Below are 16,088 nucleotides of genomic sequence, written 5' to 3'. Positions count from 1 at the left end.
CGTGACATGACTGCATTATGACCACAGCCATGCCTGAATACACTCGTTTCGCCGTCTACTACGCTCCCGAGCCCGGCCCGTTCGCGGATCTCTGCGCAAGCTGGCTGGGCTGGGATGCAGCGCGCGGTATGCCCGCGCCGCATCCGCAGATCGCCGGCCTGCCGCGCCCCGTGACCGAGATCACCGCCACGCCGCGCAAATACGGCTTTCACGGCACGCTCAAGCCGCCCTTCCGACTGACCGGCAGCCGCGCCGCGCTGGAACAGGATCTCGAAGCCCTCGCCGCAAGGCTCTGCCCCGCCGAAATGCCGGGCCTCACGCTTGCGCGCCTCGGCGCGTTCCTCGCCCTGACCCCAACCGGTGACACCGCCCCGCTGGCGCAGCTTGCCGCCGAAACCGTGCGCGCGCTGGATATCCACCGCGCCCCCCCCTCCGAGGCCGAGCTGGAGCGGCGCCGCAAGGCGCGCTTGAGCCCGGCGCAAGATGCCAACCTTGTACGCTGGGGCTATCCCTATGTGATGGGCGACTTCCGCTTTCACCTGACGCTGACCGGCAAACTCACCCCGCGCGAGGCAACGCAGACCGAAGTCGCACTTCGCCCGCTGCTCACGTCGCTGCTGCCAGAGCCCTTTCGCGTAGATGCGCTGTGTCTGTTCGGCGAGGATCACGACGGAAGCTTTCACCTGCTGCATCGCTACGCCCTTTCCGGCTGAAGCGCGTGCAGCATCGCTGCAACGGCCGCATCCAGCGGGCCGGAATTATCGATCTGCGTAGCCTCTATCCCCTCGGGCAATGGCTTTACGGCACGGGCCAGCCGGGCAGCGATCTGCGCGTCGTCCTCGCGGCCACGCGCCGCCAATCGCGCCGCCAGCACCTCGGGGCGCGCGGTGACATGCAGCACCGCCATGCCGGGAAACCGCTCTGCCGCCTGCAGCAGCGCGCCGCGCGACAGGTTGCACAACACTTGCTCGCCATGCGCCACGCGCGACAGGACCGATACGGGAATGCCGTAGCCCAGCCCATGCGCCCGCCAATGCAGCGCAAAGGCCCCCTCGGCGACCCTGCGGGCAAAGCCGTCTTCGCTGACAGCGTCGAACTCCTCCCCCCCGGCGTCAGCCTTGCGGGTGATGACCCGGCGCACAAGGCCGAGCCCCGGCAGGCGCGCAGCCACCGCCACCATCAGCGTGTCCTTGCCCACGCCAGACGGGCCGATCACCGCGACAAAGCGCCCGCTCATGCCGCCCCCGGGGCGAACCGGCTGACGTCGATTTCACGATCGCAGATCTCGGCCCGCGCCGCCTCGTCGTGAAAGATGCCGACGATGGCGGCGCCGCGCGCCTTGGCCTCGCGGATCAGATCGAGCACCACAGCGCGGTTGGTCGCATCCAGCGAGGCGGTCGGCTCATCCAGAAGCATCGCCGGGAAGTCATGAACAAAGCCGCGCGCGATATTGACCCGCTGCTGTTCACCGCCCGAAAACGTGGTGGGCGACAGCGCCCAGAGCGGTTCTGGCAGGTTCAGCCGCGCCAGCAACGATCGTGCCCGCGACAGCGCCACCTCGCGCGCAACCCCTGCCCTCAGCGCCGGCTCAGCCACCACCTCAAGCGTGGGTACCCGGGGCACCACCCGCAGAAACTGGCTGACATACCCCATCAACTCGCGGCGCATCCGCAGCACCTCGCGCGGCTCGGCCCGCGCCACGTCGACATCGCCAACGGTGATCGCGCCGGAACCGCACAGGTAGTTGCCCCAGATCATCCGCATCAGGGTCGACTTGCCCGCCCCCGAATTGCCCACCAGCGCCACGCATTCACCGGGCGCCACCGACAGCTCCGCCCCCGCCATCACCGGGATCACCGCGCCGCCCTGATTGTGCAGCACGAAACTCTTCGAGACGTCCGAAACCCGTATCATTTTCATCTTGCCCTTAAACTCTCCGGGGGGTCCGGGGGGCGGAAAGCCCCCCGGCGCTGCCCTCTCAAACCTGCAAAACGCTGGACACCAGCAGCTGCGTATAGCCATGCTGCGGATCGTCCAGCACCTGATCGGTCAGCCCCGCCTCGACCACCGCGCCGCCCTTCATCACCATCAGCCGATCGGCCAGCAGGCGCACCACGGCAAGGTCATGCGTCACCACGATGGCGCTCAGCCCCATCTCGCGCACCAGCCCGCGCAGCAGGTCGAGCAGCCGCGCCTGCACGCTGACATCAAGCCCGCCCGTCGGCTCGTCCATGAACACCAACCGCGGCCCGGTCACCAGATTGCGCGCGATCTGCAGCCGTTGCTGCATGCCGCCGGAAAAGGCGCGCGGGCGATCGTCGATGCGATCCGCGGCAATTTCCACCCGGCCCAGCCAGTCGGTGGCCTGTTCGCGAATGTCGCCGTAATGGCGCGCCCCCACGGCCATCAGCCGCTCGCCCACGTTCGCGCCAGCGCTGACGCCCATGCGCAGCCCGTCGCGGGCGTTCTGATGCACGAACGCCCAGTCGGTGCGCCCCAGCATCCGCCGCGCCGGTTCCGACATGCGCAGCACGTCCTGCGGGCCATGATCGCGCGTATCGAAAATCACCTCGCCCGCATCCGGGCTCAGATGCCCTGCAAGGCAGCTCAGCAGCGTCGACTTGCCCGACCCGCTTTCCCCGACGATGCCCATCACCTCGCCGGGATAGAGATCAAAGCTGACATTGCCGCAGCCCAGCCGCGCGCCGTAATGTTTGGTCAGGCCACGGGCCTGTAGCAACGGGGTCATGCCATATCCTCCGGCGAGAGCCTGCCGCGATGGCCACCCTCGCGCCGTCCGGTGCAGAAATCGGTATCCGAGCAGACGAACATCCGCCCGCCCGCATCATCCACGATCACCTCGTCGAGATAGCTGGTGGCGCAGCCGCACAGATCGCAGTCGTGGTCGGCCTTGCTGGCCTCGAACGGGTGATCCTCAAAATCAAGGCTGGTCACCCGGCAATAGGGCGGCAGCGCGTAAATCCGCTGTTCGCGCCCGGCACCGAACAGCTGGATCGCGGCGCTTTCCAGCTTCGGGTTGTCGAATTTCGGGATCGGCGACGGGTCCATGACGTAGCGCCCTTCGACCTTGACCGGATAGGCATAGGCGGTTGAAATCTCGCCATTATGGGCGATGTCTTCGTAGAGCTTGACATGCATGAGCCCATATTCCTCCAGCGCGTGCATCCGCCGGGTTTCTGTCTCGCGCGGTTCGAGAAAGCGCAGCGGTTCCGGGATCGGCACCTGATAGACAAGGATCTGCCCCTCGATCAGCGGGGTTTCGGGGATGCGGTGACGGGTCTGGATCACGCTCGCCTGCGCGGTCTGCTCGGTCACGGCGACCCCCGCCGTGCGTTGAAAGAACTTGCGGATCGACACCGCGTTGGTGGTGTCGTCGGCCCCTTGGTCGATGACCTTGAGCGTATCTTCGGGCGTCAGGCAAGCCGCCGTGACCTGCACGCCGCCGGTGCCCCAGCCGTAAGGCATCGGCATTTCGCGGCTGGCAAAGGGCACCTGATAGCCGGGGATCGCCAGCGCCTTGAGCAGCGCGCGGCGGATCATCCGCTTGGTCTGCTCGTCCAGATAGGCAAAGTTGTAATTCGGATCATGAAGGGTCATTGCGCCGCCTCGATTTTGTGAAAGGGTGCAACCATCGCCCCCAAGCAAGAGCCCGCCCGATGACCCCATTCGATCTGTTCGACCTTGTCGATGAAAACCTTGTAGAGACCTTGTGCTTCCTTGCGGTGGTAGGCTTCCTGATCGCCCACGCCTTTGGCTATTTCCGCGGCGACGGCCCCGACACGGGCGGCGACCTCAGCGAGCCCGACCGAGCCTGTGACAGAGGAGAGGACGGCGGAGAGGACGGAGACTGAGCTCATTGCGCCGCCTCCTTCATCTCGCCCATCGCCTCGCGGCGCATCCGGCGCACCAGTTCCAGCTCTGACTGGAAATCGACGTAATGGGGCAGCTTGATATGTTCGAGAAACCCCGTCGCCTGAATGTTGTCGCCATGCGCCAGCACGAATTCCGCGTCCTGCGCCGGGGCGCCAACGTCTTCCTCGCCCAGCTCATCCCAGCGCAGCGCCCGGTCGACCAGCGCCATGGAAATCGCCTTGCGTTCGCTCTGGCCAAAGACCAGCCCATAGCCGCGGGTGAACTGCGCCGGTTCGCTCTTTGACCCGGTGAACTGGTTGACCGTCTCGCATTCGGTCAGGGTGACCTCGCCGATGCAGATGTCAAAGCCCAGCTCGGGGATGTCCATCACCACCTCGACGGCGCCGATGCGCAGCTCGCCCACAAAAGGGTGGTTTCGCCCGTAACCGCGCTGGGTGCTGTAGGCCATGCCAAGCACGAAGCCCTCGTCGCTGCGGCTCAGCGCCTGTAGCCGCAGATCGCGGCCCGCCGGGAATTCCAGCGGCTCGCGGGTCAGATCGGCCGGGGTGTCGTCTGATGGCGGTTCTTGCTGGATCAGCCCGTCGGCATTGAGGAAGTCCATGATGCGGGGCGTGTCTCCCGCCACCGGATCGCCCTGCCGCGCCACCGGGGCCTCGCCCTCGGCGGCCAGCGCGAAATCCAGCAACCGGTGGGTATAGTCAAAGGTCGGCCCCAGCACCTGCCCGCCCGGCGCATCCTTGAAGGTCGCGCTGATGCGCCGATCGCAGCGCATCGCGGCGGTGTCGAGCGGCTTTGAGGCGCCAAAGCGCGGCAGCGTGGTGCGATAGGCGCGGATCAGAAAGATCGCCTCGATCAGGTCGCCGCGCGCCTGCTTGATCGCCAGCGCCGCCAGATCTGGATCATAGAGCGAGCCCTCGGCCATCACACGGTTCACCGCCAGCGCCATCTGCTCGCGGATCTGCGCGATGCTCAGCTCGGGGATGGCCGGATCGCCCCGGCGTTCCTCGGCCAGCCAGTCATGGGCTGCGTCGATGGCGCGCTCGCCGCCCTTTACCGCAACATACATTACGATGCCTCCACGATGCTGGTGCGGGGCAGCGCGGCCAGCCGCGTGCCGCAGGTGAATAAGCAATCCCAGCCCAGCGGGAACAGCGCGTGATTGGCGCGAAACGCCGCGATCTCGGGCAGCGACAGATGCGCCACATCGCGAATGCCGGGGCCAGTGAGCCGCGCGCCGCTGGCGGCCAGCGTGTCTGTCTCGCAGATCAGCATCACCGAGCGGTCAGGGTAATCCGGCGTACCGATGCGGTAGCGATCCTTGGGGCCAAGCGCGTCCCAGCCGCCAAGCGCGAACATCGCCGCTTCGGGCGTCGTCAGCGGCGCGCCGATGTGAAAACCGATCCAGTCGCGCACCGCCTGCCCGTCATGGCCCGGGGCAAGATACAGCGGGGTTTCGCGATCGCACAGCGTCAGCAGCAGCACGGCGGCGGCAGGGCTGACCGGCGCGGGGGCCTGTGCGCCCGCGACCTCGTGAATTGTGCCGGGGCGGGCCATCGCCTCGAGCGCGGCGCGAAAGGCGCGCGCTCCTTGCTGCGGTGCGTCGGTGAACCCGCCGGTCAGGCTGTCCTGCCGCATCATGCCTCTCCTCTGACCATGGTGAAGAAATCCACCTTTGTTGCCGCCGCTCGTGCCGCGCGGGCGCTGCGGCGGGCGTCTTCGTCCTGCGCCAGCGGGTCCAGAACCTGCGCGCGGATCGCCGCTGCCGTCGCCCCCTGCATCAGCGCATCGACCAGCGCCGCGCGCTGCGCATGCGCCTTGTCGCGCCCCATCACGCAGGCATGGCCGACCTCGCCGCTGCCAAGCCGCAGCGCGCAGCGCGTGACGGTCATCTCGCCAAGGTTGAAGGGGGCGCCGGTGCCCCCGGCCCGCCCGCGCATCATCACTCCGCCGATCTCGGGCACCCGCAGCCAGTCAAACTCCGGCGCCTGCGGCATCAACGCCGCCAGCCGCTCTGCCGGGGCGCGGGCCAGTAGGCCCATCCAGCTCTGCCGCTCTGCCGTTTCCGTCATGTCTGTTCCCATCTGGACAACCTTGCCGACTTGTCTAGCTTCCTATACAACTAGACAAATCATGCGCTGATTCTGTCGCTCAGACAAGCCACCCCCGCATGAAGTTTCAGTGACAAGGAGGGCCACCGTGACCCGCATTCCGGTCTGGAAATCCATCACCAGCGAGCTTGAAGGCGAAATTGCACGCGGGCTGTATCGCCCCGGCGACAAGCTGCCCACCGAGGCCGAACTGTCGCGCCGCTTTGGCGTCAACCGGCATACCGCGCGCCGGGCGCTGGCGGATTTGGCGGCGCGTGGCATCGTCAATTCGCGGCGCGGTGCGGGGGTGTTCGTGACCGCCGCGCCGCTGGATTACCCGATCGGCGGCAAGGTGCGCTTTGCCCAGAACATCCGCGCCTCGGGCCGCCTGCCCGGCCGACGCAGCCTGCGCATCGAAACCCGCCCCGCCAGCACCGAAGAGGCCGCCGCGCTGTCCCTCGCGCCGGGCGAGGCGGTCATCGTCTACGAGGGGTTGTCGCTGGCCGAAGACATGCCCATCGCGCATTTCATCAGTTGCTTTCCCGCTGCGCCCCTGCCCGGCCTGCCCGAAACCCTGACCGAGGTCGTCTCGATCACCGAGGCGCTGCGGCGCAACGGCGTATCCGATTACACCCGCCTCAGCACCCGGCTGAGCGCAACCCTCGCCTCGCCAACGCAAGCTTTGCACCTTGGCCTGCGCGACGGCGCGCCGTTGCTGCGCAGCGAAAGCGTCAATCAGGACCCAGAGGGCCGCCCCGTCGAATACGGGCTGACATGGTTCGTGGGCGAGCGGGTGACGCTGATCGTCGGGGATGGGGCGAACGGCTGAACACCCGTCATGCGCGTGACAAACAACGCTGCTATCCACGGGAAAAACCGAGGCAACCAGACATGTGCGTGACCCTTCCCCCCCTTCGCCTGACCGGCGCTGCGATCCTGCGGGATGGCGCGTTGCAGAAACGCTCGCTGGTGATCGAGAACGGCCTGATCACCAAGGGCCCCCTGCCCGAAGTCGACATGTCCGGCTATCTGCTGCTGCCCGGTATCATCGACCTGCATGGCGATGCCTTCGAACGCCACATCGCGCCGCGCCCATCGGCGCGAATGCCGATCCGCTCCGGGCTGCGCTGGGCCGCGCGCGAGGCGGCGGCGCATGGCGTCACCACCGCGTGGCTGGCGCAATGCTGGAGCTGGGAAGGCGGGCTACGCGCGCCCGAGTTCGCCGAACAGGTGATGGAGGCGCTGAACGCCGAGCGCACCCGCGCGCTGATCGACCTACGCATCCAGATCCGCTGCGAAACCCATCTGCCCGACACGCGCCAGCGCCTGCTGACCGCAATCCGCCGTTATGGCATTGATTACGTGGTGTTCAACAATCACCTGCCCGAGGCGCTGGAACTGGCCACAAGCCAGCCGCACAAGCTGGGGCAATGGGCCTCGACCAACAATTGCGCCCCGTCCGAATTCCTGTCGCTGCTGAACGCCGCACAGGCCCGCTCCCGCGAGGTGCCGCGCCATCTGTGCGCGCTGGCCGAAAGCTTTGACGAATGGGGCGTGCGCTACGGCAGCCACGACGACCCCGATGCCGAAACCCGCGAATATTACCGCATCATCGGCGCGCGCATCGCGGAATTTCCGACCTCGGCCTCGGCGGCGAAACTGGCGCGGGCCTGCAATGATCCGGTGCTGATGGGGGCGCCCAACGTGGTGCGCGGCGGCTCGCAGTCGGGCGGCGTCTCGGCGCTGCACCTGATCTCGCGCGGACTGTGCGATGCGCTGGTGTCCGATTACCATTACCCCTGCCTTGCCGAGGCGGCGTGGGTGCTGGTCGACAAGGGGGTGCGCGATCTGCCACAGGCCTGGGACATGATCAGCCGCGTGCCCGCCGAGATCATGGGCCTTGCCGATCGCGGCAGGCTCGACCACGGCATGCGGGCTGATTTCGTGGTGATCAACGAGGCCACCCGCGAGATCGAGGCGACGGTCAGCGGTGGCCGCCTTGCCTATCTGGCGGGCGAGGCCGGGGCACGGCTGGTCGGCGCGATGGCTGGCCCCCGGCTGGCGGCGGAATAAGCACCAGCCATCAAGCGTTGCCGCGACCAGGCCCGCCATCGCGCCGGTGGCCCTAGCCCCATCGGGCAGGCCACCGGCGCGTGTCTGTCAAAGCCGCGACAGCAGATCCTGCTTCTTGGCTTCGAATTCCTCGGGCGACAGGATGCCGCTGTCTCGCAGATCGGCGAGCTTGCGGATCAGCCCGATCACATCGTCCTGATTGCCCCCCTGCGACGGCGCGGCGGCTGGCTGCGCTTGGGGCTGAGGATCGGGCTGCTGGTACTGCGGCTCTTGATACTGCGGCTCCTGATACTGCGGCTGAGGGGCCTCGTAGGACGGCTGGGGCGGGCTCTGGGGCTGCTCACCGCTCAGCGACACGCGCGGCAGATCCGCCACCCGCACCGTGCCGTACTGGCTGGTGAAGGTCAGCGACATGTCACCACTTTGCTGCTGCGACACGCCGCCGATCATGTGATCGCCCGTATCGTACACTTCGATCCGACCGCCGAAGTCGATGGCAAGGCGGCGGCTCTGTGGGAACACCGCGTAGCGCAGGTTGTTCTGCGATCCGGTGGACGAGGGCGATCCAAGCTCGGCCGGCCATTGCGAACCAAAGCTGCCGCCCTGAATGAACAGGCTCGATCCGCCGCCGCTGGATTGCGACTGGCTCTGGCTGCCCATCTGCGGCTGATAGGGCGCGGGCGCGGGCTTGAACACCTGCATCCGGTTCATCAGGTTCGACAGCTCGGTGCACAGCCCGTCGACCGTGGCCTTGAGCCCGTTGTTGAACATATCGCCGACCATGGTCATGCCGCCCAAGGACCATTGGCCCATGCCGCCCAGCTCGTTATGGCTGAACTGCGCCTGCGTGCCGCCGCCATTGGCCAGCGCGTTGAGCAGCGTTTCGGCGGCGTCCATCGACACCCCGTAGCGTCCTGCGATCTCCGAGACTGCCTGGGCCCCGTCCTGTGTGAGCCTTGTCATGGCGTCTGATTCCTATCCTGAAAGTAGAGTTAGGCTCGCCCTAACACGTTGACACAACGGCAACCACCAAAGCAGCGCTATGTTTCAGCCTTCTCACGAAGATAGTTTTTTAGCCGAATTTTTCAACGAAAGCGTCTATTTCAAGCGCTCTGAAAACGGGCAGACGCCCGCAAACTGACGCCTGATCCCGCGCGCAATACGCCCGACCACCCACGCCTTGGGCAATCGGGCCGAGACGCGCTCGCGCAAGGCCCCCCGGGCCCACCAGCACCGCCTCTGATACCATGCTTCGGCAAGTTGGCGCTTCGGCGGACCTTGCGGATCAGGTCCGGGGCGCGCCGTCACGCCCCCCGGATCAGCTTGCGGCGCAGCCAGCCCGACAGGCTGTCCATCGCCATCACCATCAGCACGATCAGGATGATGTAATAGCTCACCTCTTCCCAATCCTTCTGTGTGATCATCGCCTGCGTCAGCAGCAACCCGATGCCGCCGCCGGTGATCGCGCCGATGATGGTGGCGCTGCGGGTGTTGGATTCGAGGTAATACAGCACCTGACTGACCAGCACCGGGGTGATCTGCGGGATCACGCCAAAGCGGTAGCGCTGAACAGGGCGCGCCCCGGTCGAGCTTAGCCCTTCGATCTGCTTGCCATCGACGTTTTCCAGCGCTTCGGAGAACAGTTTGCCAAAGCTGCCGGTATCGGTCAGCAGGATCGCCAGCGCGCCGGTCATCGGCCCCGGCCCGAAGGCGCGGCTTAGCACGATGGTCCAGATCAGCCCGTCCACCCCGCGCAGAAAGTCAAAGATCCGCCGCGCGCCGAAACGCAGCGCGCCCAGCGGGGTGAAGTTCTTGGCCGCGAGGAACGCAACCGGCAGCGCGATGATCGCCGCGCCAAAGGTGCCAAGGAAGGCCATCAGCACGGTTTCGAACAGCGCCCAGACCACGTCGGAATGCCGCCACATGGCGTTGTTCCAGAAATCATGCCACGCGCCCGACAGGTTGCTGCGAGTGGGATCGATGCGATCGCCGAAAAGCTGCGTCAGCGAGGCGCCGTGATAAGGGCTGTCGAGGGTGAAGAAGAACAGCTCCCAGCCGGGAAAATAGCGGAACAGCTCGGTGCGGTTGCGGGTCAGCGACACGCGCCCATGCGAAGTTTCAAGCTGAAAGCGGGTGTTCGAGGCGGAAATCCAGTCCGGCGCATCGGTGACGTTGGATACGACGCTGCGCCCGTCAAGACGCGCTTCGATGGGCGCGCGGCCGGGCATGGCATAGGTAAAGCCGCCCTCGGGGAAAAAGCTGACGATATGGCCGTCGCCAAGGTCGATCCGGGTGCCGGCGGGGTCCATCTGCACCCAGTCCGGCTCGGTGCCGGGGGGGTATTCGCCTTTGCGCTCGCCCTCGATCGCGACCACGACCTCGCCATTGCGGTTGTCCTGCGCAACGCGGGTCTTGTAGCTCCAGATGTCCGACATCAGCGTGCGGGCATTGTCGAGCCGGGCGCGCTCTGCCAGCCCCGGAATGTCGAAGGCAAGGAAGACATAGGCGAGGTAGATCAGCAACACGGCGGGCAGGCCGAAGGCGGCCAGTTTCTTGCGGGCAAAGAGGCGGTCCGCCTCGGCGTAAAGCGCGGCGTCGGTCATGCCCGGCCTCCCTTTTTGGCGATCATCAGGTTACGGACGTGGCTGGACAGCTGGTCGAACACCACGATGGTGATGAACAGCAGCAGGAAGATCGCCGCCGCCTCGTCGAACCGGCCCTTGCCCCAGGACATGGCGTTCTTGAGCTCGGAGCCGATGCCGCCGGCGCCGACAAAGCCAAGGATGGCCGAGGCGCGGATGTTGATTTCGAACCGCAGCAGGGCATAGCTGAAATAGTTGGGCGAAACCTGCGGCACCACGCCCAGCCACATGCGTTGCAACCATGTGGCACCGACCGATTGCAGCCCCTCGACGGGTTTCAGATCGGCGTTCTCGTTGACCTCGGAGAACAGCTTGCCCAGCGCACCGGCGGTGTGAAAGGCGATGGCGATCACCGCGGGCACCGGCCCGCCCCCCAGCACAAATATCAGCACCAGCGCGATGACGATTTCAGGCACAGCGCGCATGATGTCCATGGCGCGGCGAAACACCGGGATCAGGCGCGGCCAGCGCGCCAGCCCGCGCGTCGAGAGCATCGACAGCCCCATGGCAAACCCGGCCCCGATCAGAGTCGAGACGGCGGCGATGTTGATGGTTTCCAACAGCGCGGGAAAGTAATCGGCCATATGGCCGGGCAGCAGGTGCAGCTTGGGCCATGTGTCGGCGATCACATCCGCCGGAAAGGCAAAGATATTCGGCAGCCCATCCCAGAACCCGCCAGCGTTGCGATCATCGGCCAGCGTGAACCCCGACGCCATCAGCGCCACGAACACCAGCAAAAGAATGCCGCCGTAAAGCCGCTTGCGGCGGGCCTGCTCAAGATAGCCTTCGCGGATCGAGGCGATGTCGGCGGAAATATCGGTCATGTGGGAAGGCTTTCTGCAACGGAAAGGGGCCCGCCAAGCGGACCCCCAGAGCGCGTATCGCGATCAGTTGGACACGGACTGACGGGCCGCGACGATCGACTTGTACTGCTCGTGGGTCACCGGGATGAAATCCTTGGCATCGCCCGCGGCCACGCCATAGGCGCAATCGGGGTCTTCTTCCCACAGGTTCGCGGTCAGCTCGGTCACGCTGTCCTTGACGGCCTGCGGCAGCGCCTTGCGCAGCACGAACGGCCCTTCGGGGATTTCCTTGGATTGCCAGATCTGCACCATGTCGTTCATGTCGACGAGACCAGCATCCACCGCGCGGCGCAGCGCGCCCGAGTTATAGCCATCTTCCCAAGCCCCCAGACCGTCGGCCCATGTCACGCCCGCATCGACGTCGCCATTGTAGACCGCAACGATGGTCTGCTCGTGGCCGCCGGTGAACACGACATCCCCGAAGAACTCGCCCGGCTGCATCGAATAACCGGCCTCGGCCAGTTCGACCGACGGGATCAGGTAGCCCGAGGTCGAGTTCGGGTCGCCGAATCCGAACGTCTTGCCCTTGATGTCATCGACCGAGGTGATGCCGCTGTCCTTGCGGGCAAAGCCGATCGAATAATAACCGATGGAGCCGTCTTCGTTCTGCTTGACCAGCACCGGCTCGACCGCCTCTGGGTCGGCGATATACGTCCCGGCATAGGCCGATGCGCCCATCCAGGCCGCGTCGATAGTTCCGCCCAACAGGCCCTGCATCACGCCGTTGTAATCGGCGGGGGTGAAGATCTTGACCTCGACGCCCAGCGCCGCGGCGATCTTGTCGGCATAGCACTGCTGGTTGGCCAGACGATCCTGGGCGTTTTCGCCGCCAAGGATGCCAAGGCGGAATTCGGTGATCTCTTGCGCCGAGGCGGCAGAGACAAGCGCGGAGGTGGCCAGCGCGGCTGCGATGAGGTGCTTCATGGGTTGTCCCTTTGTCATGACGTATCAGACCGCGACTTCCGCCTGCCGGATCTCTGTCCGGGCAACGGCGACGGGGTCGCGGATTTCGGTAGAGGTGGCGTCTTCGGAGAAATCCGCCCCCGCGCCATAGATGTCGCGGGCAACGCCGGTGGTCAGCTGCTCGGGCGTGCCGTCAAAGACGATCCGCCCAAGGCGCATTCCGATCACCCGGTCGCAATAGCGCCGGGCGGTATCAAGCGTGTGCAGGTTGGCGATGACCATGCGGCCGTCTTCGTCATGGATGCGGCGCAGCGCCTCCATCACGATCTGCGCATTCATCGGATCGAGGCTGGCGATGGGTTCATCCGCAAGAATGACCTTGGGGTCCTGCATCAGCGCCCGCGCGATGGCGACGCGCTGTTGCTGGCCGCCCGACAGCGCCTCGGCCCGTTTTGCCGCATGGCCCGCGATGCCCAGCCGATCAAGAATGTCGATGGCGCGGTGAATGTCGGCTTGCGGATACAGGTTGAACATCGTGCTGATGACAGGGCGGCGCGCCAGCGTGCCATGCAGCACGTTCGACACCACGTCCATGCGCGGCACGAGGTTGAACTGCTGGAAGATCATCGCGCAGTCGCTTTGCCACTGGCGCTTTTCGCGCCCCCTAAGTGCCAGCACGTTGCGCCCTTCAAAGCGCAGCTCGCCCTCGGAAGCGTCGGTCAGCCGGTTCATCATGCGCAGGAAGGTCGATTTGCCCGCCCCGGATGCCCCGATGATACCGATCATCATCGGACGATCGACGCTGAAGCTTGCGCTGTCCACGGCATTGTTCGCGCCAAAGCGCTTCGTCAGCTTGTCAACGACGAGCATGTGTCCCCCGGATGTCTTGTTCCGAGGCGGGGTGTGCGCCTGCTTCGTGCCAAGAGCGTGACAGCGCTGATTCCAAACCATGACACAGCAATGAAGCTTTGATGACGGCGGCTGCCCGCTTGCCTATCCACGCCTGCGCCGCGTACAAGGTCGCAAAGACTGACCGATCCGCGAGGCCGGTCCCCCTTCCGAAAGCTCCAAGCGTCATGCAGACCAGCCCCTCGCCCTCTGTCCCCCTGACCCACATGCTGACCGGGGCGTTGCTGATCGCCGTCACGGTGTTGGTCGCGATCCGCGAATGGGTGCATACCCCGGCACTGGATCCGATCACCTTTGCGCTTTGGGTGGTGCTGGTGGCGGCGTTGTGCGTCATGGTGAAACCGGGGCGCAGGGCCTTCGTGGTGGCCGCCGTCGTGCTGACCGGGCTGCTGGTGTGGCAAGTGCCGGACTGGCAGGCGGTGGTGGTGCGGGCGCTGGTGTCGGGCACCTTCATCGCCGCCTTCTTCACCGCGCTGGCAACGCTGCGCAGCGCCGCCGAGCCCTCGCCCGAGATTCGCGAGGCAGGGTCTTTCCTTGCCCGCCAGCCGCCGGGGCGGCGCTATCTGGCGCTGACCCTTGGTGGCACGGGCTTTGCCTTGCTGCTCAATTACGGCTCGATCGCGCTGCTGGGCTCGCTGGCCACCGCCGCCGCACGCGAAGAGCCCGACGAGGAAATCCGCAATCACCGCCGCCGCCGCATGCTGCTGGCGATCCAGCGCGGCTTTGTCACCTCGCTGCCGTGGTCGCCGCTGAGCTTTTCCATCGCCATCACCACGGCGCTGATTCCGGGCGGCTCATGGGCGGGGGTGTTTGTGCCGGCCTTCATCTCGGCGGCGCTGATGACGCTGCTCGGCTGGGGGCTGGACACGGTGATGAAACCGAAGCTGAAACGCCCAGCCCCACCGCGCGGCGCGCCGGACAATCATTGGGAAAAACTCAAGCCGCTGGCGTGGCTTCTGGGGGTGCTGGTGGTGTCGGTGCTGGTGCTGGGCTGGATCACCGGGCTGCGCATCATCGCGCTGGTGCTGGTCATCGTGCCGGTGATGGCGCTGGTCTGGACGTGGATGCAAACCCGCAGCGGCGGCCTGCCGATGCGCACCCGCCTGTTCGATTACGCCTTTCGCGAGATGCCGGGCTATAAATCCGAAGTGCTGCTGCTGATGATGGCGGGCTATATCGGCACCGTCGGCGCGCCGCTGCTGGCGCCGCTGGTCAAGGCCAGCGGCTTTCATCCCGAAGACCTGCCGACATGGCTGGTGCTGGTTGGGCTTGTCTGGATCGTCCCTTTGCTTGGGCAATTCGCGATGAACCCGATCCTTGCGGTGTCGCTGATTGCACCGCTGCTGCCCAGCCCGGACGTGCTGGGCATTCCCCCCGCCGCGATTGTTCTTGCCATCGTGTCGGGCTGGGCGCTTGGCGGCATCAGTTCACCCTTCACCGCTACGACGCTGCTGACCGGCGCGTTCGGCGGTGTATCGGCGCGGCAGGTGGGCGTGGGGTGGAACGGTGCCTATATGCTGGCCCTTCTGGCGGTGATCCCGGTCTGGGTGCTGGCCTACGCTTTCCTTTTCGCCTGAAACCGCTTGCAGACGAACGATCCCGGACGCAGGCTTCGCGCATAATGACGCGAAGGACTGCCCGCGATGCCCCTGACGAGCCCGCCGATCTTTGACGGCCACAACGATCTGATCCTGCGCCTGCTGCGCGGCACCGCCACGCCCGAAGGCGTCACGGCGGGCCTTGAGGACGGGCACATCGACCTGCCGCGGGCGCAGGCGGGCGGGTTCGGCGGCGGCTTCTTCGCCATCTACGTGCCCTCGCCCGTCGACAAGGACGCCAAGGCCGAGGAGATGTCGCACCCGAGCTACGACCTGCCCCTGCCCGCGCAGATCCCCCAGCCCGAGGCGCTGCGCATCACACTTGAAGGCGCCGACGCGCTCGAGGCGCTCGAAGCCGCCGGCGCGTTGACCATCTGCCGCAGCGTCGCCGAGCTCGAAGCCGCGATCCACGCTCCGAAGATGGCCGCGATCATGCATATCGAAGGCGCCGAGGCCATCGACCCCGAGTTCGAGATCCTGCACCAGATGCACGCCCGCAGCCTGCGCTCGCTTGGTCCGGTGTGGTCGCGCCCGACGATCTTTGGCAACGGCGTGCCCTTCCGCTTCCCCTCGACCGGCGACATCGGCGACGGGCTGAGCGAGCATGGCAAGCGGCTGGTGGCAGAGTGCAACGCACTGAAAATCATGATCGACCTCAGCCATCTGAACGAAAAGGGCATGGATGACGTGGCCGCGATTTCAGACGCGCCGCTGGTCGCCACCCATTCCAACGCCTACGCGGTTACCCCGCATTCCCGTAACCTGACCGACCGGCAGCTATCCCAGATCGCACAGAGCGATGGAATGGTGGGCATCAACTTTGCCTCGGCCTTCCTGCGGCCCGACGGGCAGATGGACAGTGATTTTTCTCTTGACGTGATGATGCGTCATCTTGACCATCTGGTAAAAATTCTGGGCGAGGACCGGGTTGGCTTTGGATCGGATTTCGACGGTGCGCTGGTGCCGAAGGACATTGGCAGCGTTGCCGGGCTTCCGGCGCTGCGCCAGGCCATGGTCGACCACGGCATCGGCGACGAGATGATGGAAAAACTGTGCTATCGCAACTGGCTGCGCGTGCTGCGCAAGACCTGGGGCGCCTGAGACAAGCAAAAAGCCGGA

Annotated in this window: 18 protein-coding genes; 6 read left to right on the top strand and 12 right to left on the bottom strand. The window is 66.0% G+C overall.

Annotated elements, in window-relative coordinates:
- Positions 1-29 precede the first annotated feature (29 nt).
- Complete coding sequence (locus tag KO516_RS18935) at positions 30-713, top strand: DUF1045 domain-containing protein (protein WP_252737708.1); 684 nt, start codon at positions 30-32, stop codon at positions 711-713.
- On the opposite strand, the gene phnN is transcribed toward KO516_RS18935, so the two are convergent.
- The 4 genes from phnN to KO516_RS18915 form a co-directional block, all read right to left on the bottom strand.
- Positions 695-1,237 (bottom strand): phosphonate metabolism protein/1,5-bisphosphokinase (PRPP-forming) PhnN, encoded by a 543-nt coding sequence (phnN, locus tag KO516_RS18930; RefSeq protein ID WP_216005349.1) that lies wholly within the window; start codon positions 1,235-1,237, stop codon positions 695-697. The two genes, KO516_RS18935 and phnN, sit on opposite strands and share 19 nt — an antisense overlap.
- Positions 1,234-1,914: a phosphonate C-P lyase system protein PhnL gene (gene phnL / locus KO516_RS18925; protein WP_216005348.1), complete on the bottom strand. Its 681-nt coding sequence runs from the start codon at positions 1,912-1,914 to the stop codon at positions 1,234-1,236. The genes phnN and phnL overlap by 4 nt, the downstream gene beginning before the upstream one ends.
- Positions 1,915-1,978: 64 nt before the next feature.
- On the bottom strand, positions 1,979-2,749 hold the full coding sequence (gene phnK, locus KO516_RS18920; RefSeq protein ID WP_216005347.1) for a phosphonate C-P lyase system protein PhnK: 771 nt from the start codon (positions 2,747-2,749) through the stop codon (positions 1,979-1,981).
- Positions 2,746-3,618, bottom strand: a complete 873-nt coding sequence (locus KO516_RS18915; protein WP_216005346.1) for an alpha-D-ribose 1-methylphosphonate 5-phosphate C-P-lyase PhnJ — start codon at positions 3,616-3,618, stop codon at positions 2,746-2,748. Before KO516_RS18915 ends, phnK begins: the two co-directional genes overlap by 4 nt.
- A 59-nt stretch (positions 3,619-3,677) precedes the next feature.
- Between KO516_RS18915 and KO516_RS18910 the strand changes: the two genes are divergently transcribed.
- Positions 3,678-3,872 (top strand): hypothetical protein, encoded by a 195-nt coding sequence (locus KO516_RS18910; protein WP_216005345.1) that lies wholly within the window; start codon positions 3,678-3,680, stop codon positions 3,870-3,872.
- A gap of 2 nt (positions 3,873-3,874) precedes the next feature.
- Here the strand turns inward: KO516_RS18910 and KO516_RS18905 are convergent, their stop codons facing one another.
- From KO516_RS18905 to phnG, 3 genes are read right to left on the bottom strand one after another with little or no spacing between them, the layout of a single operon-like run.
- Positions 3,875-4,960 (bottom strand): carbon-phosphorus lyase complex subunit PhnI, encoded by a 1,086-nt coding sequence (locus KO516_RS18905; protein ID WP_216005344.1) that lies wholly within the window; start codon positions 4,958-4,960, stop codon positions 3,875-3,877.
- Complete coding sequence (gene phnH, locus KO516_RS18900; protein ID WP_216005343.1) at positions 4,960-5,529, bottom strand: phosphonate C-P lyase system protein PhnH; 570 nt, start codon at positions 5,527-5,529, stop codon at positions 4,960-4,962. Before phnH ends, KO516_RS18905 begins: the two co-directional genes overlap by 1 nt.
- A complete protein-coding gene (phnG, locus tag KO516_RS18895; protein WP_216005342.1) occupies positions 5,529-5,963 on the bottom strand; it encodes a phosphonate C-P lyase system protein PhnG in 435 nt (144 codons plus the stop codon). Before phnG ends, phnH begins: the two co-directional genes overlap by 1 nt.
- A gap of 127 nt (positions 5,964-6,090) precedes the next feature.
- On the opposite strand from phnG, the gene phnF reads away from it, so the two are divergent.
- Together phnF and KO516_RS18885 are read left to right on the top strand one after the other, a co-directional pair.
- A complete protein-coding gene (gene phnF, locus KO516_RS18890; protein ID WP_216005341.1) occupies positions 6,091-6,810 on the top strand; it encodes a phosphonate metabolism transcriptional regulator PhnF in 720 nt (239 codons plus the stop codon).
- Between the two features lie 62 nt (positions 6,811-6,872).
- Complete coding sequence (locus tag KO516_RS18885) at positions 6,873-8,054, top strand: alpha-D-ribose 1-methylphosphonate 5-triphosphate diphosphatase (RefSeq protein ID WP_216005340.1); 1,182 nt, start codon at positions 6,873-6,875, stop codon at positions 8,052-8,054.
- Between the two features lie 87 nt (positions 8,055-8,141).
- On the opposite strand, the gene KO516_RS18880 is transcribed toward KO516_RS18885, so the two are convergent.
- From KO516_RS18880 to phnC, 5 genes are all read right to left on the bottom strand, one after another.
- The gene (locus tag KO516_RS18880; RefSeq protein WP_216005339.1) at positions 8,142-9,017 is read right to left on the bottom strand and encodes an SHOCT domain-containing protein; all 876 of its coding nucleotides are present in this window, start codon (positions 9,015-9,017) and stop codon (positions 8,142-8,144) included.
- A gap of 341 nt (positions 9,018-9,358) precedes the next feature.
- Complete coding sequence (gene phnE, locus KO516_RS18875) at positions 9,359-10,657, bottom strand: phosphonate ABC transporter, permease protein PhnE (protein WP_216005338.1); 1,299 nt, start codon at positions 10,655-10,657, stop codon at positions 9,359-9,361.
- Positions 10,654-11,520: a phosphonate ABC transporter, permease protein PhnE gene (gene phnE / locus KO516_RS18870; protein WP_216005337.1), complete on the bottom strand. Its 867-nt coding sequence runs from the start codon at positions 11,518-11,520 to the stop codon at positions 10,654-10,656. Before phnE (KO516_RS18870) ends, phnE (KO516_RS18875) begins: the two co-directional genes overlap by 4 nt.
- Positions 11,521-11,583: 63 nt before the next feature.
- Positions 11,584-12,483 (bottom strand): phosphonate ABC transporter substrate-binding protein, encoded by a 900-nt coding sequence (gene phnD / locus KO516_RS18865; protein ID WP_216005336.1) that lies wholly within the window; start codon positions 12,481-12,483, stop codon positions 11,584-11,586.
- Positions 12,484-12,507: 24 nt separating this feature from the next.
- A complete protein-coding gene (gene phnC, locus KO516_RS18860) occupies positions 12,508-13,332 on the bottom strand; it encodes a phosphonate ABC transporter ATP-binding protein (RefSeq protein WP_216005335.1) in 825 nt (274 codons plus the stop codon).
- A 206-nt stretch (positions 13,333-13,538) separates the two neighbouring features.
- Between phnC and KO516_RS18855 the strand changes: the two genes are divergently transcribed.
- Both KO516_RS18855 and KO516_RS18850 read left to right on the top strand, forming a co-directional pair.
- Complete coding sequence (locus KO516_RS18855) at positions 13,539-14,948, top strand: hypothetical protein (protein WP_216005334.1); 1,410 nt, start codon at positions 13,539-13,541, stop codon at positions 14,946-14,948.
- 72 nt (positions 14,949-15,020) lie between these two features.
- Positions 15,021-16,070, top strand: a complete 1,050-nt coding sequence (locus KO516_RS18850; protein WP_252737716.1) for a dipeptidase — start codon at positions 15,021-15,023, stop codon at positions 16,068-16,070.
- The last annotated feature ends 18 nt before the right edge of the window (positions 16,071-16,088 follow it).

Source organism: Citreicella sp. C3M06 (assembly GCF_018860705.1).
Classification (GTDB): domain Bacteria; phylum Pseudomonadota; class Alphaproteobacteria; order Rhodobacterales; family Rhodobacteraceae; genus Salipiger.
This window is presented reverse-complemented; position numbering and strand designations above follow the sequence as displayed.